This is a genomic window from Phenylobacterium sp. Root700 (genome assembly GCF_001429025.1).
GTDB lineage: Bacteria > Pseudomonadota > Alphaproteobacteria > Caulobacterales > Caulobacteraceae > Phenylobacterium.
The window spans coordinates 34,271-53,600 of record NZ_LMHT01000030.1 but is presented as its reverse complement, the minus strand read 5'-3'; the positions used below and the strand labels follow the sequence as shown (position 1 = coordinate 53,600).

Annotated in this window: 16 protein-coding genes and 1 tRNA gene; 11 read left to right on the top strand and 6 right to left on the bottom strand. The window is 66.1% G+C overall.

Going from position 1 to position 19,330, the window contains the following annotated elements:
- Positions 1-15: 15 nt before the first annotated feature.
- On the bottom strand, positions 16-2,265 hold the full coding sequence (locus ASE02_RS15205) for a TonB-dependent receptor (RefSeq protein WP_162257183.1): 2,250 nt from the start codon (positions 2,263-2,265) through the stop codon (positions 16-18).
- Positions 2,266-2,541: 276 nt separating this feature from the next.
- Between ASE02_RS15205 and ASE02_RS15200 the strand changes: the two genes are divergently transcribed.
- Positions 2,542-4,254, top strand: coding sequence for a sulfatase-like hydrolase/transferase (locus ASE02_RS15200; protein ID WP_235536716.1), 1,713 nt, complete (start codon positions 2,542-2,544; stop codon positions 4,252-4,254).
- Here the strand turns inward: ASE02_RS15200 and ASE02_RS15195 are convergent.
- The gene (locus ASE02_RS15195; protein ID WP_056735387.1) at positions 4,251-4,886 is read right to left on the bottom strand and encodes a TetR/AcrR family transcriptional regulator; all 636 of its coding nucleotides are present in this window, start codon (positions 4,884-4,886) and stop codon (positions 4,251-4,253) included. The two genes, ASE02_RS15200 and ASE02_RS15195, sit on opposite strands and share 4 nt — an antisense overlap.
- Positions 4,887-5,128: 242 nt before the next feature.
- Between ASE02_RS15195 and pstC the strand changes: the two genes are divergently transcribed.
- The 5 genes from pstC to phoB are packed head-to-tail and all read left to right on the top strand — an operon-like array spanning position 5,129 to position 10,164.
- Positions 5,129-6,571, top strand: a complete 1,443-nt coding sequence (gene pstC / locus ASE02_RS15190) for a phosphate ABC transporter permease subunit PstC (RefSeq protein ID WP_056735386.1) — start codon at positions 5,129-5,131, stop codon at positions 6,569-6,571.
- Complete coding sequence (gene pstA, locus ASE02_RS15185; protein ID WP_056735385.1) at positions 6,564-7,856, top strand: phosphate ABC transporter permease PstA; 1,293 nt, start codon at positions 6,564-6,566, stop codon at positions 7,854-7,856. The genes pstC and pstA overlap by 8 nt, the downstream gene beginning before the upstream one ends.
- A 53-nt stretch (positions 7,857-7,909) precedes the next feature.
- A complete protein-coding gene (gene pstB, locus ASE02_RS15180) occupies positions 7,910-8,737 on the top strand; it encodes a phosphate ABC transporter ATP-binding protein PstB (RefSeq protein ID WP_056735384.1) in 828 nt (275 codons plus the stop codon).
- Positions 8,738-8,748: 11 nt separating this feature from the next.
- Positions 8,749-9,444, top strand: a complete 696-nt coding sequence (gene phoU / locus ASE02_RS15175) for a phosphate signaling complex protein PhoU (RefSeq protein WP_056735383.1) — start codon at positions 8,749-8,751, stop codon at positions 9,442-9,444.
- Positions 9,445-9,471: 27 nt separating this feature from the next.
- Positions 9,472-10,164 (top strand): phosphate regulon transcriptional regulator PhoB, encoded by a 693-nt coding sequence (gene phoB, locus ASE02_RS15170; protein WP_056735382.1) that lies wholly within the window; start codon positions 9,472-9,474, stop codon positions 10,162-10,164.
- Between the two features lie 143 nt (positions 10,165-10,307).
- Here phoB and ASE02_RS15165 read toward each other — a convergent pair whose 3' ends face one another.
- Together ASE02_RS15165 and ASE02_RS22685 are read right to left on the bottom strand one after the other, a co-directional pair.
- Positions 10,308-10,898: an HD domain-containing protein gene (locus tag ASE02_RS15165; protein WP_056735381.1), complete on the bottom strand. Its 591-nt coding sequence runs from the start codon at positions 10,896-10,898 to the stop codon at positions 10,308-10,310.
- A gap of 128 nt (positions 10,899-11,026) precedes the next feature.
- Positions 11,027-11,671 carry a choice-of-anchor C family PEP-CTERM protein gene (locus ASE02_RS22685; protein ID WP_056735380.1) on the bottom strand — a complete coding sequence of 215 codons (645 nt, stop codon included), beginning with the start codon at positions 11,669-11,671 and terminating at the stop codon, positions 11,027-11,029.
- Between the two features lie 359 nt (positions 11,672-12,030).
- Here ASE02_RS22685 and ASE02_RS15155 point away from each other — a divergent pair.
- From ASE02_RS15155 to ASE02_RS15135, 5 genes are all read left to right on the top strand, one after another.
- A tRNA-Gly gene (locus ASE02_RS15155) sits at positions 12,031-12,105 on the top strand.
- 249 nt (positions 12,106-12,354) lie between these two features.
- Positions 12,355-12,591, top strand: coding sequence for an acyl carrier protein (locus ASE02_RS15150; protein ID WP_056735379.1), 237 nt, complete (start codon positions 12,355-12,357; stop codon positions 12,589-12,591).
- A gap of 59 nt (positions 12,592-12,650) precedes the next feature.
- A complete protein-coding gene (locus ASE02_RS15145; protein WP_056735378.1) occupies positions 12,651-13,529 on the top strand; it encodes a bifunctional 2-polyprenyl-6-hydroxyphenol methylase/3-demethylubiquinol 3-O-methyltransferase UbiG in 879 nt (292 codons plus the stop codon).
- Positions 13,526-15,424, top strand: coding sequence for an HAD family hydrolase (locus ASE02_RS15140; protein WP_056735377.1), 1,899 nt, complete (start codon positions 13,526-13,528; stop codon positions 15,422-15,424). Before ASE02_RS15145 ends, ASE02_RS15140 begins: the two co-directional genes overlap by 4 nt.
- Before the next feature lie 4 nt (positions 15,425-15,428).
- Positions 15,429-17,015 (top strand): M48 family metallopeptidase, encoded by a 1,587-nt coding sequence (locus ASE02_RS15135; RefSeq protein ID WP_156406081.1) that lies wholly within the window; start codon positions 15,429-15,431, stop codon positions 17,013-17,015.
- On the opposite strand, the gene ASE02_RS15130 is transcribed toward ASE02_RS15135, so the two are convergent.
- Both ASE02_RS15130 and ASE02_RS15125 read right to left on the bottom strand, forming a co-directional pair.
- Entirely contained in the window at positions 17,016-18,458 is a 1,443-nt protein-coding gene (locus ASE02_RS15130; protein WP_056735375.1) for an SDR family NAD(P)-dependent oxidoreductase, read from the bottom strand. It lies immediately after the preceding gene.
- Complete coding sequence (locus tag ASE02_RS15125) at positions 18,455-19,246, bottom strand: alpha/beta fold hydrolase (RefSeq protein ID WP_082602120.1); 792 nt, start codon at positions 19,244-19,246, stop codon at positions 18,455-18,457. Before ASE02_RS15125 ends, ASE02_RS15130 begins: the two co-directional genes overlap by 4 nt.
- Positions 19,247-19,330: the final 84 nt, after the last annotated feature.

Below are 19,330 nucleotides of genomic sequence, written 5' to 3'. Positions count from 1 at the left end.
TCCTCCCGTCCAGTCTTAGAAGGTGGTGTTCAGCGAGATACCGACCGAACGGCGGGCGCTCTCGGTCACCATCTGGCTATAGCCGGCCTTGGCGAGCGGGCCGCCGGAGTCGAGGGTGGCTGCGAAGATCCCGTTCGAGAACCGCTGGTCGAGCAGGTTCTTGGCGAAGACGCTGACCTTCCAGCGTTGATCCTGGGTCTGGACGCCGAGGTTCAGGTTCACCAGGCCATAGGCCTTCTGGACGGTCTGGGGATCCTGGCTCAGGCCGAAGTTCACCTTGTCGCGATAGACGTAGCCCAGGTTGAACAGGCCGGTGAAGCCGGTGTCGGCGATCGGCCGCTGGTAGTTGACCCCCAGCGTGTAGGCCCACTCCGGCGCGTTGTTGAGGTTCTTGCCGGCGAGGTCCTGGATGTAGGTCCCGTTCACGTTCCGGCAGGCCGGGTCCACCAGGGCTTGGCCCGGATAGCAGGGGCCGTTCGGGAATTCGCGGAAGGTGGCGTCGGTATAGGCGACGTTGGCCGAGAGGGTCAGGCCGACCACCGGCGAGGCCAGGGCTTCAACCTCGATCCCCTTGCTGCGCAGCTTGCCCGCGGAGGTCAGGATGTTGGCGTTAGCGTTGGGGTCGAAGGCCGTGGTCTGGAAGCCGTCGAAGTCGGTGAGGAACGCGGTCAGGTTAAGCTGTGCGCGCCGCTCGAACAGCGACAGACGCACGCCGGCCTCGTAGTTGGTCGGGATCTCCGGCGGGACGAGATAGCCGCCGCCGGTGACCAGCGACTGGGTCAGCGTGTTGAGCAGGTTGATCGCGCCGCCCTTGAAGCCCTTGGCGTAGCTGGCGTAGGCCATGGCGTCGTCGTTGATGTCGTATTGGACGCCGAGGCGGTAGGAGAGCTTGGCCTCGTCGGACTTGAGATCGTTGGTGTTCAGCGGCGGCCCGCCGACACCGACCGGGGCGCTCGGCAGACCGGGCAGGTTGGTGCGCATGAAGCGGGCGTCCAGCTTCTCGCTGGTGTAGCGGGCGCCGACGATCACCGAGAACTGGTCGGTGACGTGGCCGGTCAGCTGGCCGAACACCGCGGCGTTCTTCGTCTCGATGCCGCGATCGATGACGCTGCCGGCGATCACATTCGACGCCAGGCTGTAGCGGCCTTGCAGCATGGTGACCGTGTCCAGGTCCTGGCCGAAATAGTACAGCCCGACGACGTACTCGATCGGCTTGCCCTGCGGCGAGGTCAGCCGCAGTTCCTGGCTGAACTGGCTCTGCTTCTGGTCGGCGTTGTTCAGGTTGAACAGGTTCACCGGCAGCAGGTCGGGGTCGTTGTTGTCGCGGACCTGGAACTGCCGATAGGCGGTGATCGAGGTCAACGTGTGGTCGCCGATCTCGTGGTCGACCTGCACCGACAGGCCCGAGGTGTCCTGCTTCAGATAGTAGAGGCCGTCGACGTTAATCTGGTTGTTGTCACGGCCGGGAACCACCGGGCCCATCAGCGCCAGGCGCGCGGCCCCGGCCGCCGTGGGTGAAACCGAGATGGAGGTCGGCGCGCAGCAATTGCGGTCGATCTTCGAATAGTCGCCGATGAAGGTGACGCTGGTCGCCTCGGTCGGGGTCCAGAGGATCTTGCCGCGGACGCCCCACTGGTTCTGATCGTTCAGCTTCTTGCCGTTGTAGACATTGGTCACATAGCCGTCGCGCGTCGTGTAGTAGCCGGTCAGCCGGGCGCTCAGGGTGTCCGAGAGCGGGCCGGTGACGCTGCCGCGCAGCTTGGTTTCGTTAAGGCTGGCGTAGCTCGCCTCGAACTTGCCGCCCAGGGTCTGGCGCGGGGCCTCGGTGACGATGTTCAGCACGCCGGCCGAGGAGTTCTTGCCAAACAGCGTGCCCTGCGGCCCGCGCAGGATCTCGACCCGCTCGATGTCGATCAGTTCGAACACCGACATCGCCTGGCGGCCGAGCACGACGCCGTCGATCACGGTGCTGACGCTCGGCTCGACGCCGTCGCTGAAGTTCAGGGTGCCGACGCCGCGGATGCTGAGGCCCTGGCCGCGAGTGTTCGACGAGGCGGTGAACGAAACGTTCGGCGAGACCATCGGCAGCTCGTCCGGGCTGGAGATGTGCAGACGCTCGAGGTTGGTCCCGGACACCACGGCGACCGACAGCGGCACGTCCTGCAGGCGTTCCGACCGCTTCTGGGCCGTGACGACCACTTCCTCCAGCGCTGCGCCCTCCTGGGCGTAGGCGGTGGTGGCCATGCCCATGCAAAGGCCCAACATGCTCGCACCGGCTAACCAGCCTCGTGCGCTCCGTCCGCTCATGATCTGCATTGTAGTTTCCCCGTATCCGACGTTCGTCGTTTTGTTCCGGACCCGGCCACGCCGTGGTCCGCTCTGCACGACCGCCAGGGTGAGCCGCTCGGCTTCACGCGCGGGCAATCGCGAGGTAGAAAAATTTCACATGGAATAATTTTGTCAATGAAATGGTTTTCATCCCGTCAAAAGTGGGGATATTGACTAACTCTCATAAAAGATAATTTCGAAGGACGATCAGGGATGGCGACCGGGAAAATGCGTTGGATGGGCGTGGCCGCGGCGGCGCTGCTGACCAGCACCACGGCCCAGGCGGGGGATGTGACCGGGCGCGTCGTCGCCCCGAACGGCCGTCCGATGGCGGGCGCGCGCGTGGCCATCGATGATCTGATGCGCGGCGCGGTGACCGGCACCGACGGTGGTTTCCGTATCCCCGGCGTGCCTGCCGGAACCTATGAGATCGGCGGCGCCTCGTTCGGGATGTCGACGGCTCACCAGCAGATCACCGTCCCGGAGACGGGGGCCGTCGAGGCGTCCTTCGCCCTGCAGCCGAACATGGCCCTGGCGAAGGCGGCCGCGGCCTATGTCGCCCCGCCGCTCGAGCATCTGTCGGAAAAGGCGGCCTATCTGGACCGTGTCGCGGCGACCAAGCCCGGCGATCGTCCGAACGTCGTGGTCATCCTGTTCGACGACCTCGGCTACGGCGACCTCTCCGGCTACGGCAACCGCCTGATCAAGACCCCCAATATCGACGCCCTGTCGAAGCGGGGCGCGACCCTGTCGCAGTTCTATTCCAGCTCGCCGGTCTGCACCCCCTCGCGCGCGGCGCTGCTCACCGGGCGCTACCCGACCCGGTCCTACGCCGCCAACCACGTCTTCTTCCCGACGGGCCATCCGATCGCCGGCCTGCGCCGGGCGATGGGCTACGCCAACGCGCTGCCGACCGACGAGATCCTGCTGCCGGAGATCCTGTCCAAGGCCGGCTATGCGACCGGCGCGTTCGGCAAGTGGCACCTGGGCGACACGCAGGGCCATCGCCCGACCGAGCGCGGCTTCTCGACCTATTTCGGCGTGCCCTACAGCAACGACATGGCGCCGCTGGCCATGTATCGCGGCACGACCGTCGACACCCCGCCGGACAAGCTTGTGCAGGGGACCCTGACCGAGCGCTTCACCGACGAAGCGGTGAGCTTCATGCGTGACAACGCCAAGCGCCCGTTCTTCCTCTATCTGCCCTACACCGCGCCCCACCTTCCGCATCACCCGAACCCCAAACACTCGGGCGTGTCGGACGGCGGCCCCTACGGCGACGTGATCGAGGACCTGGACGCCAATGTCGGCCGCGTGATGCGCACGCTCGACGAGCTGGGCCTGTCGAAGAACACCATCGTCATCGTCACCAGCGACAACGGCGGCGACTTCGGCGGCAGCGCCGGCGAGCTTCGCGGCCGCAAGGGTGAGACTTTCGAGGGCGGCATGCGCGTGCCGGCCTTCGTGATCTGGCCGGGCAAGGTTCGTCCCGGCTCGAAGTCCGACCAGATGGCGATGAACATCGACCTGCTGCCGACGGTGCTGACGGCCGCTGGCCTGCCGCTGCCGTCCGACCGCCTGATCGATGGTCGCGACATCGCCCCGATGCTGGCGGGCAAGGCTTCCACGCCGCACGACCACCTGTTCTACGTGACGATGTGGACCGGCGAGTACGAGGCGGTGCGCGGCAAGGACTACAAATATCGCGACCGGGTCCAGAAGCCGGCGACCAACCCGTTCTACCCGGCGGCGTCGCCGCTGGGTTCGTTCGCCGAGCCGGCCCTCTATGACCTCAATCGCGACAATGAGAGCCACGACGTGACCCTCAAGCATCCGCAGATCGCCGCCGATCTCAAGGCGACGCTGCAGACCTTCCGCGAGAGCCTAGCCAGCAACCCCCGTGGCTGGCTTCCCGAAGGGCGCTAGGTCTGTCCCTGGTCACCCGCCCTTAGGCGCTGGGTGACCATCTCGGGGATCAGGCGGGCGACCTCGGCGATGATGTCGGTCTGATCGCGCTCGATCGCCGCAATCGCCAGGCCGCGCAGCGTGGCGGCCATGATCGCACGGAGGGCGACGATCTCGCCCTCCGGCAGGCCGGTCTCCCGGACCGCGCGCAGGAAACGATTGTCGGCGCGCTCCTCATAGGCGCGGATCTTGGGGCCGATCGCGCGGCGCAGGTCCGGATCGCCGCGAATAGCCATCTTGAGCTCCAGCATCGCCATGTGCTGGGGCGAGCCGACATTGCTCAGCGAGGCGAGGAACTGCGCTCTCAAGCGTGACTGCAGGTCGCCCTGGTCGGTGATGGCGGCGGCGATGTTCGCCTGGTTCGTCGTGTGGATCTCGTCGACCACGGCGGCGAACAGATCGGCTGGATTAGGGAAATAGTATCGCCGAGGCCCCGCGCTGATTCCCGCCGCCTTGGCGACCCGCGCCATGGTGGTCGCGGCGTAGCCGTGGGTCGCCAGCAGCTCGATCGCGGTCGCCACCAGCTTCTGGCGCGTCTCCAGGCTTCGCGCCTGTTTGCCGATCCTGGCGGGCGTCGATGGGCCGAGCGACATGTCGGGAAAAACCTCCGCACCCGTGATTGGGACGGTCTTTCCTATACATCGCCTTGTCGAGGAGTCGCTCATAACCGGCGTTACGTAGGCGACGTCCAGACGGCCTCGTTTCCGCACATCGTAATGAAAGTGTCACGGAACTGTCGTGGGCCGACAGCATAAGGCGGGCAACTTCCAGCCCGGGCGGGGAGCAGGGCCTTGGCGGCCTTCATCCCCGGCTCGCGCAACGGCATGGACCTCCGATGCTCACCTGGATCGCCCTTACCGCGCTGCTGCTGTTCTCGCTGGCCACCTATATGGCCGGCCGGCGCAAGGCGTTGGCCACCACCGGCGGCAAGTCTGTCCTCCTGCACTCGCTGCCCGGCTACTACGGCAGCTACGCCGCCCTCTGGGTGGGCGTGCCCGCCGCCCTGCTGATCTTGCTGTTCGCCATGTTCGGCGGCCGGCTGGAGGCGGGCCTGCTGCGCGCCGATCCGCCCGCCGCGGTCGCGGCCCTGACCGCCCCCCAGCAGGACGTCTTCTATGACGACGCCCGCGCCATCGCCCACGGCGGCCAGCCCAGCGAGACCATCTACGCCGGCGACCTGAAGACCGCGCTCGACGCCAAGGCCGCCAAGTCCACCCAGCTCGGCGATCTGATCCAATTCGGCTCGCTGGCGCTCGGCGCGGTGCTGGCCCTCGTCGGTATCCTGATCGCCTATCCCCGCATCGGTCCGCAGTTCCGCGCCCGCAACAAGGTCGAGGGTTGGGTCGCGGGCCTGTTTATCGTCTGCTCGGTGACGGCCATCCTGACCACGGCGGGCATCGTCGCCTCGCTGGTCTGGGAAAGCTGGCGCTTCTTCCAGGCGGTGCCGATCCACGAGTTCCTGTTCGGGACCGAGTGGAACCCGCAGATCGCCATGCGCGCCGACCAATATGCCGGCACGGGCGCGTTCGGCGCCGTGCCGCTGTTCATCGGCACCTTCCTGATCATGATGATCGCCATGGTCGTGGCCGCCCCCATCGGCCTCTACTCGGCGATCTACCTCTCGGAATACGCCAACCCGCTGACCCGCTCGGTGGTCAAGCCGCTGCTGGAGATCCTCGCGGGGGTCCCGACCGTGGTCTACGGCTTCTTCGCCGCCCTGACGGTGGGGCCGATCTTCCGCTCGTTCTTCAACTGGATCGGCGCCCAGCTCGCCGGCGGGTCGCTCGACGGCCTCGCCCAGTACCTGATGCAGGTGCAGAACCAGATGGCCCTGGTGGCCGGCGCGGTGATGGGGATCATGCTGATCCCCTTCGTCTCCTCGCTGTCGGACGACATCATCAACGCCGTGCCCCAGTCGCTGCGCGACGGCAGCCTGGCCATGGGCGCGACCCGCTCCGAGACGGTGAAGAAAGTAGTGCTGCCCGCCGCCCTGCCGGGGATTATGGCCGCCATGCTGCTGGCCGTCTCCCGCGCGGTCGGCGAGACCATGATCGTCACCATGGCCGCCGGCCTCCAGGCCAAGACTACGCTCAACCCGCTCGACACCGTCACCACGGTGACCGTTCAGATCGTCACCCTGCTCACCGGCGACCAGGAGTTCGACAGCCCCAAGACGCTGTCGGCCTTCGGCCTGGGCCTCACCCTCTTCGTGGTGACCCTGATGCTCAACATCGTCGCCCTGCGCATCGTGCAGAAATATCGGGAACAGTATGACTGACGCCGCCCTCCCGAACGCCGCCGCCAACCTGCGCCAGGTTGTCGAGGCGCGCCTGAAGAAGCGCCACGCCCAGGAGATGCGCTTCCGCCTCTATGGCCGCATGGCCATCATCGTGGCGCTCAGCTTCCTGGCGCTCCTGCTCGGCCGGATCGTCACCCAGGGCTACTCGACCTTCATCGACTACCAGATCGCCGTGCCGGTCCATCTGGACGCCAGCCGTATCGACAAGGCCGACCCGACCGGCGCGAACTACGACCTGCTGGTCGCCGAGTCGGTCCTCGCCAAGCTGGGCGAGAAGGACGACGAGTTCGGCGAGAAGTCCGGCAAGGTCATGGAGATCATGTCCAACGACCTGGGCTTCCAGCTGCTGAAGATGGTCCGCGAGGACCCGACCCTGATCGGCAAGACCATCACCGTCACCGGCCCGGTCAAGTCGGACGCCGCCCTCTACTTCAAGGGCCAGATCAAGCGCTCGACCCCGCAGGACAGCCGCAAGCTGGACGACCAGCAACTGGACTGGATGGACAAGCTCAAGGCCTCGGGCGCGGTCACCAGCGGCTTCAATGTCAGCTTCCTGACCAACTCAGACTCCACCGAACCAGAGCAGGCCGGCGTGCTCGGCGCCATCGTCGGCTCGGCGATGATGCTGCTGGTCACCGCCTGCCTGGCGGTGCCGATCGGGGTGCTGGCGGCGACCTATCTCGAAGAGTTCGCGCCCAAGAACCGCTGGACCGACATCATCGAGGTCAACATCAACAACCTCGCGGCCGTGCCCTCCATCGTCTATGGCCTGCTGGGCCTGGCGGTGTTCATCAACTGGCTGGCCGTGCCGCGCTCCTCGCCGCTGCTCGGCGGGATGGTGCTGGCGCTGATGGCCCTGCCGACCATCATCATCGCCACCCGCTCGGCCCTGAAGGCGGTGCCGCCCTCGATCCGCGAAGCCGCGCTCGGTGTCGGCGCTTCGCGCACTCAGACGGTGTTCCACCACGTCCTGCCGCTGGCCATGCCCGGCGTGATGACCGGCGCGATCCTGTCGCTGGCCCACGCGCTGGGCGAGACCGCGCCGCTGTTGATGATCGGCATGATCTCCTTCGTGCCCGGCGTGCCGGAAGGCTTCACCGGCGCCGCCACCGTCCTGCCCGTCCAGGTGTTCATCTGGGAGAACGCGTCCGAACGCGGCTTCCACGAGCGCACCGCCGCGGCGATCATCGTGCTGCTGGTCTTCATGATCGTCATGAACCTGGCCGCCATTCTAGTGAGGCGCCGCTTCGAGCGGCGGTGGTAGCGTCCATGCGCCAGACCCCGAGGTTCCCCATGCCCAGCCAGCGAGATGACGCCATGGCGCACGACACCGCCTCCGCTCCGGTCCACATCGCCGTCGACCGCGCGCACGCCAGCCAGCCGGCCGGCGCGATCAAGATCCGCGCCCGGGACGTGAACGTCTTCTACGGCGACAAGCAGGCCCTGTTCGACGTGTCGCTGGACGTGCCGGAAAACTCCGTCACCGCCCTGATCGGCCCGTCCGGCTGCGGCAAGTCCACCTTCCTGCGCTCGATCAACCGGATGAACGACACGATCGCCGGCTGCAAGGTGGTCGGCCGCATCGAGCTGGACGGCGAGGACGTCAACGACCGCTCCATCGACCCGGTGGTGCTGCGCGCCCGGGTCGGCATGGTGTTCCAAAAGCCGAACCCGTTCCCCAAGACGATCTTCGAGAACGTCGCCTACGGTCCGCGCATCCACGGCATCGCCACCGGCAAGGCCGAGTTGGAAGCCATCGTCGAATCCTCGCTGAAGCGCGCCGGCCTCTGGGCCGAGGTCGCCGACCGCCTGCACCAGCCCGGCACCGGCCTCTCCGGCGGCCAGCAGCAGCGCCTGGTCATCGCCCGCGCCATCGCCGTCAGCCCCGAAGTGATCCTGATGGACGAGCCTTGCTCGGCGCTCGACCCGATCGCCACGGCGCGGATCGAGGAACTGATCGACGAACTGCGCAACCAGTACTGCATCGTCATCGTCACCCACTCGATGGCCCAGGCCGCGCGGGTGTCGCAGAAGACCGCGTTCTTCCACCTGGGCAAGCTGGTGGAGGCCGGGCCGACCGGCGAGATCTTCACCAACCCGCGGGACAGCCGCACCCAGGACTACATCACCGGCCGGTTCGGTTAGGGGCGAGCGACATGAACGAGCACATCGTCAAATCCTACGAAGACGAACTGAACGCCCTGACCGCCGACTGCGCGCGGATGGGCGGCCTGACCGAGGCCCAGGTCGGCGACGCCATCGACGCGGTGGTCAAGCGCGACCAGTCCTTGGCCGAGGCCGTGGTCGGCCGCGACGAGCGGCTGGACCTGTTGGAGGCCGACATCGAGCGCAAGGCCATCCGCCTGATCGCCCTGCGCCAGCCGATGGCCAACGACCTGCGCAAGACCGTGGCGGCGATGAAGATCGCCTCGAACCTCGAACGCTGCGGCGACCTGGCCAAGAACATCGCCAAGCGCACCCTGGTGCTCAACGAGGCCGAACCGATCACGCCGCTGACCCGCTCCATCGAGCGCATGGGCCGGCTGGTGCTGGGCCGGCTGAAGGACGTGCTGGACGCCTATACGGGGTCGGATCTCGACCGCGCCCTGGCCGTCTGGTCACGCGACGACGAGGTGGACGAGCACTACAATAGCCTGTTCCGCGAACTGCTGACCTACATGATGGGCGACCCGCGCACGATCACCGCCTGCGCCCACCTGCTGTTCGTGGCCAAGAACCTCGAGCGGATCGGCGATCACGCCACCAACATCGCCGAGATCATCCATTACGAAATCACCGGCGAGGAGATGATCTCCGCTGACCGGCCCAAGACGGATGCGCTGCGCGCATAGTGGCGCGCCCGCCGAAGGAGTGACGATTTGACCCCCCATATCCTGGTGGTCGAGGACGAAGACGCCCTGTCGACCTTGCTGCAATACAACCTCGACAAGGAGGGCTACGACGTCGTCGTCGCCGCCGACGGCGAGGAAGCCCTGACCCTGGTCTCCGAGCGCCTGCCCGACATCATCGTGCTGGACTGGATGCTGCCCAAGATCTCCGGCATCGAGGTTTGCCGGCGCCTGCGCCAGCGCTCCGAGAGCCGCAACGTGCCGATCATCATGCTGACGGCGCGCGGCGAGGAGAGCGACCGGATCCGCGGCCTCGACACCGGCGCCGACGACTACATCGTCAAGCCGTTCGCTATGAGCGAGCTGTCGGCCCGCATCCGCGCGGTGCTGCGCCGCATCCGTCCGGGCCTGGCCGAGGACCGCGTGCACATCGGCGATCTGACCATCGACCGCGTCGCCCACCGGGTGAAGCGGGCGGGCAAGGAGATCCACCTTGGCCCGACCGAGTTCCGCCTGCTGGACTATCTGATGCAGCACCCGGGCCGGGTGTTCTCCCGCGAGCAACTTCTGGACGCGGTCTGGGGCTCGGACGTCTATGTCGAGGCCCGCACCGTCGACGTCCACGTCGGGCGCCTGCGCAAGGCGCTCAACCGCGAAGACGCCATGGCCGACCCGATCCGCACCGTGCGCTCGGCCGGCTACTCGCTGGATATGGACGCCTAGGAGGCCGCCGCGCCTCCACCGCTAGGATCCTCATCCCCGGGCTTGTCCCGGGGATCCATACACACGAGCCGTTCAGGCAAATCCTCACCTGCTCGTCATGGCCGGCACAAGGCCGGCCATGACGAGCAGGTGAGGGGGAGCCCCTAAGCCGCCTCGCGCTTGTAGATCGACCGCTTCGGTGCGGCGAGCACTCGGCGCAGCATCGGCTCGAAGGCCTCCAGCGGCATCGACTCATAGGCCGGGTCGAAGCTGTTCTGGTCGTACAGGTGGCAGAACTGGGCGGTGTATTCGAAGTCCGGATGGTCGCGGAACTGATCGCGCATGTCGCGGTCCAGGCCCAGGTGGTGGAAGAAATAGTACCCCTGGAAGATCCCGTGCTTGTCCATCATCCAGAAGTTCCGCTCTGAGACGTACGGCTTCATGATGATCGCGCCGATCTCGGCGTGGTTGGACGGGCCGAGCAGGTCGCCGACGTCGTGCATCAGCGCGCAGACCACGTATTCCTCGTCCTTGCCGTCCTTGAACGCCCGCGTGGCGGTCTGCAGCGAGTGCTCCAGCCGGTCGACGGGATAGCCGCCGAAATCGCCGCCCAGCATCTTCAGATGGCTGAGCAGCCGGTCGGGCAGTTCGCGGTTGAACGGGCCGGCGGCCCGCACGATGGCCATCCAGTCTTCCTGGGTGCCGTCGGTCATGGCGGTGAATTGCGCCTGCGACTGAACTTCGCCGTCGGCCATGGCGGCCTCCCTCAAACATTTGTTTCGAGCATCGTGCGGGCAAGGCCGGGGGAGGTCAACGCGAGCCGCAAAACAAAAGGGCCCGCCAGCGATGCTGGCGGGCCCGATCGTCAGGTCGGTATCAAGTCCTAGGCGAAGGTCGCCGAGGTTTCGCGACGGCGGCGACGGATCGCCACGCCAGCGCTCGAGAAGCCGATGATCATCATCGCCCAGGTCGCCGGTTCCGGAACCGCCGAGATGCTCACATTGTCGAGCGCGGGGCCGTACGGGGTGTTGGTCTTCGAGTTGAAGGCCAAGGTCGCCGTGGGGTCATAAGCGGTGAAGGTGTAGCTGTATTCCTTCCAGCCCATGTCGCTGTGGGTGTTGCCCGCGCCGACCAGGAACTCGAAGTCGTTGGTTTGGTCGCCGCTCACCGAGGTGGCCACCAGCTTGTTGCCGAGGCCGCCGTCCGGGTTGCCGGCCAGCCAGAAGCTGACCTTGTAGGTCTTGCCGACCGTGACCGCGATGGTCTGTTGGATGGTGCCGCCCAGCAGCGCCGACAGGTCGATGCTGCGAACGCCGCCCTTGGCCTGCCAGTAGGAACCGACGTAGTCGACGCCGGCGCCGCGAACCAGCCAGCCGTCGACGGCCGTGCTGTTGTTACCCAGGGTGGTGAAGACGCCCGGGTTGACGCCGTCTTCAAAGCTGCCGTTGACAACCGTCGCGGCGTTGGCGGCCGAACCGGCCACCAGGATCGAAGCCGCCACGGCGGCTCCGGCGATTAGCTTCTTCATGTCTCACTCCAGTTTGGATGCGCCGCAGCCTGATCTCAAGCCTAGTGACCTGGAGTGCGCCGTTTGGAAGTTGCAATTAAGCTGCGCCTTATTGTTCGTGCAACCATGTTCTCGCATTGGGGGAAACGCGAAATGTAAAATATCTCTAAACGGGCAGGTTGTGGTTAAGAACCGCCCGTGTTGCAGTGCAACTCGACCCTAGGGCGTGGTGTAGCCGACATTGGCCGTTCGTTGATAGGCCGACTCGCCGACGGGGCCTTGAGCGGCCAGTCCAGACCAGCTAATGACCCGCTACTAGGCCTGGAGAGCCCGACCCCGTCGGTCTCTGACTCCACAGGCCCTGTCGCCCTAGGGCGCATGCGGGCGTAGCTCAGGGGTAGAGCGTCAGCTTCCCAAGCTGAATGTCGTGGGTTCGAATCCCATCGCCCGCTCCAATGCCTCTTGGAAAATATAGGCTGCTTCGCGAAGTTCTCTTTGGGGGCGCTGTTCCCGTGTGGATCCGGGGGACCGCCTTCGGCCAGAAGCGGACCTGGTGGTTCTCCAGGCCAGATGACTAGCTTCCCGCGACATGTTGCGCCGCGCTGGAAAAGGCCCGTCCGGACGGGATAAAGCAACTCGACCGTCGCCCGATTTTGGGCGATACGAGGCGGCCTTGCGGGCGCTGAAACGGTGGGACATTAGCCTTGGAATTTAACGAGCTTCGCCAGCTGATGGCTGACGTATTCGAGTGCGATGCGGAAAAAATCACCATCGACTCCACGCCTGACACTCTTGAGGCTTGGGACTCTCTGCGTCTTCTCGATCTGATCCTCGCGATCGAGCAACAAGCCGATATCGAAATTTCCCCCGACCGTCTTGAAGACATGATGAGCGTTCCCGCAATTCTGGGCATTATCAAGGAAACGCAGGCCGGTCGTTAAGACGCTGGCCCGCTGAACCCGGTATGGAAGCCACAGGATACGGACATCTGGATGCGTTGATGGCCGCCGTGATCGGCGCCTGGCCGCAGCACGAGCGATTTCTGCGCAACAGCCTTTCGGACTACGGAAGCCAGGAGCTTGCGATGGTCGACGATCTGGCGCGACGGATCACCGTTCTTGCCGGAGATCGAATGGCTGAAGTCGTCCAAAGCTATCGCTGGATGTGCGGCGAGCTTACGAAGGAAACCTTGTACTTCAAGAAGCACGACGCCTATCGACTTTCGACGTTCGCCGACGCTGACAGGCTGGTCTATTCAAACCGGCCTTACATGAAGCAATACATGGAAGGGCTGCTCTGCTCCCAGGCGCTTTGGCGAAATCATAGCGCCGCCTTCCTGTTCTTCCGCACGAACTTCCTGTCGCGGTTGCGCGAGGGTTTCAGCTACCTGGAGGTGGGGCCGGGGCACGGGCTCTTCCTGTCGGTCGCCGCTGAACAACAAGCCTGCGCGCAGGCCCGGGGCTGGGATGTCAGTGAAGAGAGCCTGCGCCAAACCGCCTTGGCGCTGGAGGCCCTTGGGTCGGCCCACGGGGTCGCCCTCGAGCAGCGAGATGTCCTGGCGTCCGCCGCCGTCGATGGCGAACTCTTCGACGGGATCGCCGTGAGCGAGGTGCTGGAGCATCTTGAGCAACCCCGTGAGGCGTTAGTCTCTCTTCGGAGGCGCTTGGCGCCCGAAGGGCTGATCTTCATCAACGTGCCGCTCAACAGCCCCGCCCCCGACCACATCTACCTGCTCCGCACGGCGCAAGACGCGCGCGCGCTGGTCGAGGCCGCCGGCCTTGAGGTGGTCGACCTGCAATTGGCCCCTATGACCGGCTACAGCGTCGCGGAGGCCGAACGCCAGAAGGCCACCGTCTCATGTCTGATCATCGCGAAATGAGCGACCAGGTCGCACCGCCGGCTGATCCACGAGCCGCTATCGACGCCGCCCTGAAGGCGGAGGATCGGCCCGGCGCCCGGCGCCTGGCGACCGCGTACTGGCGCGACAACTCGAACAGCTCGGTCGCGCGCTATCTGCTCGCTCGCTTGGAGCAGTTCTGGCCCGCTGATCGCGTGGTCGAGCATCGTGTGGCGTTCCTGCGCTCCTACACCGTCGAGCCGGTTCTGCCGCTGCTGCAGGCGACCGCCGCGCTCGCCGGGTGCCGCCTCGTCCCCTGGGTCGGCGAGTTCAACGCCTACGGCCAGGAGATCCTGAGCCCGCAAAGCGGCCTCTACGCCCACAATCCTGACACCGTCGTGATGGCGGTCCAGACCCGCGATATCTCCCCGAGCCTATGGTTCGACTTCGCCGGCCTGAGCGACGATACGGTCGCCGAGGAAGTGACGGCCGCCGCCGCGCGCCTCGGAAAACTCGTGGAGGCGCTACGTGGCCGGACGTCCGCCCATATCATCGTTCACGGACTAGAACCGCCGTTGCACCCCAACGACGGCTTGCTCGGGCAACGTCGCCGCTTGACCCAGGCCGAGGCGATCGCCGCCGCCAACCGTGCATTGCGCGAGCGGCTGGCGGGGCTGCCCGACGTGCACCTGTTGGACTTCGACGCGCTGCAGGCCCGCCATGGCCGGGAACGATTCTACAGCGCAAAGAAATGGGCCGCCGCCAAGCTGCCGTTGTCGGTCGAAGCCCTGGGTTGGCTGGCGGCGGAGTGGTGGCGACACCTCAGCATGCTTGCTCTTCCACAGGCTAAGGTCCTAGTACTGGATCTCGACAACACCCTGTGGGGCGGCACCATCGGCGAGGACGGGATGACCGGGATCGCGTTGAGCGACGAACACCCCGGCGTCTTCCACAAGGATCTGCAGCGGGCGATCCTCGATGTCGCGCGCCGAGGCGTGATCCTGGCGATCGCCAGCAAGAACAATCTCGATGACGCGATGCAGGTGCTCAACGAACACCCCGACATGCTTCTGCGGCGCGAGCACTTCGCCGCCATGCGAGTGAATTGGGACGCCAAATCCACGAACCTCGCATCCATGGCGGCGGAGCTGAACCTGGGTTTGGAGTCCTTCGTCTTCCTGGATGATAACCCGGTCGAGCGCGACGCGGTCCGCCGCAGTTTGCCCGAGGTGATCGTGCCGGAGCTGGGGCGCGACCCGTCGACCTACGCCGGCGTCTTGCGTGACCTGCCCGCTCTGGAAAGGCTGCAGACCTCCGCCGAGGATGCGGAACGGACGCGGTACTACGTCGAGCAACGCGCGCGCCGGGAAGTCGAGACGAGCGCTGAGAGCGTCGAGGACTTCCTCGCCTCGCTCGAGGTCCAGGCCGAGATCACCCCCATCGACGCGATGTCGCTGGGGCGTGCGGCTCAGCTCACTCAGAAGACCAACCAACTCAACCTGACCACCCGCCGCTTCAGCGAAGCCCAGCTTGCCGAGCGATTGGCGACGCCGGGCTGGAACGGCTACGTGCTGCGCGCCTCGGACCGTTTTGGCGACAACGGCATTGTCGGCGTGGCGCTGACCCATTCGGGCGATGAGATCTGCGAGGTCGACGCCCTGCTGCTCAGCTGCCGGGTCATCGGCCGTCAGATCGAGACGGCCTTCCTGTCTTTCCTGGCGGCGACCGCTCGGGCGGGAGGACAGACCACGCTGCGCGGCTGGTACATTCCGACCGCGAAGAATGCGCCGGCTCGCGGCATCTACGAACAGGCGGGGTTCACCCGACTTGAAGCGCGCGACGGCGCGGAGCTGTGGCATGTCGATGTGACCGCGACCGACATCCGTCGACCCGAATGGCTGGCCCTGCGGACCCCGTCCACGGCCAGTGGGAGCTGAGTTGGTGCGCATAGAATTGGAATCGGCGACAGCAGCGCAAACGGCCTATCGATCGGGCAAGCCGGACGACGCCATCGCCGCGGCGAACCGTGTGATCGCCGGCAACCCGTTCGCCGCCGAAGCGCATCTGGTCAAGGCGCTGCTGGCGATACGGCGCAACCAGATTCCTGAAACGATCGAGAGCCTCAAGCACTGCGTCGCCGTGCGGCCCGGCGAGTGGATCGTTGAGCGCATCCGGCAGGACTTCCAGGCTCACGGCATGCCGCCGCTTCAGAAGGACATGGCTTTTCGGCTGGGCGCGTTCTTCCGTTCGCACCTGAGCGCCCTGGGGCCGCCCGTGCCCGTCGCGCATCGGCGCGCATGCGGCGAGTTCATCAATATCGTCGGCAGCAGCTATGTGCGCAGCTTCGGTGGCGACCCGGCGTTCTTCCCGCTATTCATCGGCATGGGCCCGACCATGCTCCTGCTCAATGACGAGCAGGAGGTGGTCACTCGCCGGAAGTTCTTTGAGAACCTCAAGCGGGTCGATCTAAGCCGCGACACCATGCTGATCGCCGGCAGCGACCCCTACTATTATGTCGTGCAGCTTCAGAAGGACGGGGGGCTGCGACCCGACGGGGCGACCGCAGAAGACTATGCGCAGATGGATGCGGTCGCCGAGCGCCATCGGGGCATCCTCGCCGACGCCAAGGCGATGGTCGCCGGCCGATCCATGCTGCTTGGCCTTACGCCGACGTTCAACGATCATATGAACCAACTCTGCCGTCACTTGAACGTGCGGCTGAAAGCAATCTGCGAGGAGGCGGGCGTCCTGTTCCTCGATTGGTGGGACGAGTTGGTCGACCCCGTGACGGGGCATCTGCGGGTCGACTACGGCGCGAACGCCTATCCGGGCGATATCCATTTCTCGCTGGCCTGCACCAAGCGGTTCATGGAGCTTCTGAAAGAGGGCGGCCTGCTGAGCGAGGCGATCACCCCCGGCGCCGATTACCAGTGGAGTCACGTCTTCGAGACGATGGTCGAGGCCACCGAGAAGACGCGCATCTGGTGCGAACCGAGCGTCACCCCGCGGAACGCCTTCCAGTCGAACAAGGTCGCCGCCTCGCATCTCGGCAATCTGATGGCCGACCTACTCATTTCGCTGAGCGTCCGGGCGCACGATCAGTCCTATTTGATGGTCAATGTCCGCGAGGCGTTCTTGCCGGTGGCCATGCCGCCGCAGATCGTCGCCGGATGCCTGGCCTTCACCGACACCCCGGCGAATGTCCAGGTGGGCCAACAGGTGCTGGACTTCTATGGTCGGCTGGACGTGCATCTGAAGTCGAGCGACGAGTTCGCTGTCCTGAACGGGCATAGCTTCGCCAAGCTCGTCCTGCTTATCCACCCCGACACCGTCGAGGCGGACGAGCAACGCTGCAATGCGGTGTTGGGACGGCTCGGTGCCTCGACCTCGGTCATTGTCGGAACGCCGCGCCCAGACCGTATCGGCCTGCTGAATCTCGGCGGTCGCCAGCCCAAGATCCTGAACATCTCCAACCGCCACATCCCCGAGCAGTGGCGCGACTATTCCATCGGTCTCGTCGGGGTCTGATCAAGCCGGGCGCTCGTCCCGCAGCAAGGGCAGCATGGCCGCCGCCGCGTCCAGGGCGCGTACCGGGATCGCCACGGCCGTCTGGTCTGTCAGGACGCGCGGCAGGCGCGGCGTTGAGATCGCCATTCTCGGATAGGCCCGACGCAGATCGGCGCAGAGCAGCTCGGCCGCGGCCTTGCTCATGGCGTACTCGGTCATGCCCTTCGGGCGCGCCGTTATCGCCTCCGACGAGGGGACGAGAACGTTCAGATCCCTATCGCCCGCGATATTGGCGGCCAGGACGCAGAGCGCGTTGAAGCGTTCGACGAAGGTCTTGGTGAAGTCGGCGAAGATCTCGGGATTGAACACGCCCGCGCTTTGGCGGGTGATGCGCGGCGTTGCGAAATAATAGACGTGGGTCGCCCAGGCGAGATGGCCGCAAACCGCGGTGTCGAAGGGTTCCGAAACGTCACAGCGCAACTTGGTCGCGCTCTCCGCTCCCCGAACCGCGCGGATGTCGGCGACCACCGCCTCGGCCTCGGCCTCCGCCGACGCGTAGGTCAGGACCACGTCGGCCCCGCCGGCCGCCAGAAGCTTTGCGCTGGCCGCGCCCAGGCCGCGTGAGCCGCCGATAACCAGCGCCCGGCGGCCCGTGAATTCTCCGGCCTGCACCTGGCTGGCGAGGGTCGCGACGGACGGCGTATCGACGGGGGGCGGGCGCACCAGCGCCCGGATGTCGGCGCGAAGACCAGCTCCCGCCGCGGTCAACTCAACCCGCTTGTAGCGTGGGTCCGGCAGGCGTGCGCTCCAGCCCAGACCCGGCCGGGCGGCGGTCGTCTGCGTCACAATCGCGCTCAGGCTGGAGAAGATGGAGTGGAGGCCTGGGCACGCCATCCCCACGAGCGTCGAGGTCTGGGCCAGGGCGATGACGCGGCGATCTTCCAGAAGCACGCAAAGCGTGGGGAAGAGGCTCGTGGCCGCGTCCGCGCCGTCCGGCAGCGTTAGCCAGCCGGTGGCGCCGTTCATCGCCTCGATTGACGACTCCAACGGCGTCGTTCCGAGGATGGTGTCGGCCCGTTCGAGGCTGGGGAGGGGCGCGGGAGGCTCGGAGGGGCCGATGGCGACGGTCAGGGTGGTGACCGCGAGACCCTCCACGACGAGTTCGGCGGTCACCGACGCTGCAGTTCGCTCGACGAGCCGCAAGTCGACGGGGCGGTCTAGGTAGATGAACTTGTGAAACTGCGCGCGCAGGCTGGCGATCGGCCTAGCTGCAAGCTCGCCGGCCGCCAGGACTTCCAACGCCCACAGCAGCGCATGCACGCCATGTACGACCACGTCGCCGGCCTGGGTTCTCCGCGCGGCCGCGACGTCCAGGTGCATGGGATTGTAGTCGCCGGACATGGCGGCGAACGCGCGTTGTTCGGCCATGGCGAAGCGGCGGCTCGCCAGGACCGCCTTGGTCATGACAGCGCCGGGGCGTTGAGATGCTCGGCCAGCATGCGCCGAACGATGTCCAGGCACGCCGACGGCGCATCGACCAGCAGCAGGTGGCCGCAGTTGGCGATCAACTCGATCTCGGTCTTGCCCGGATAAAGTGTGCGCGCGACAAACTGATCAACGGGATCGAAGAGACATGTGACCCCGGAGAGCTGGCGTGGCGGCAGCAGCGGGATGTCTCCGGTTGCGATGACCGTTGGCACTCGCAGGCCGCCGATCAAGGGGTAATAGATCAGCTCCTCGACCCCGTTCGGGGTGATGCCGAAGGTCTCGCGCCCCAGGCGATCGACAAACGTCTCCTCCGCCGAGTTGCCCATGTGGCGTCTGAACGCGTTGGCCACGGTCCATAGCTTGCCGGTCGTGACGGGAGGATCAGCTGCGAACACCGCCCGGATGGGCCCCAGCTCCGCCATGCCGCCAAGCGACAAGGCGATGGTCCCGCCGAGCGACTCCCCCATTATCAGAACACGGCGCCCCGCCAGCCCGGCGCAAATCGCTTCATGCAAGGTCGCCGCCATCCCGCTGATCGAGGCGGCGCCGGCCGTCGTGCTCCGACCATGGCCTGGCAGATCCATCAGCATGACATCGGCATGCTCGGCGAGCAGGTCTGCCCAATGGGTCAGCACGCCTGAGTGCCGCAACGCGCCGTGAAGAAGGAGCACGACTGGCCGCTGAGGATCGCTCGAATGAGCCGCGGAATAGGAAGCGACGTCGCCGCTCTTTGTCGGCCAGTAACGCACTGTGAACTGCGGCATCGACGAAAGCGGCCTCGATTGGACGGAACCTGGCGGCGTCAGGCGCCGCCCACGCTGTAGTACAATAAGGCGGCGGCGACACAA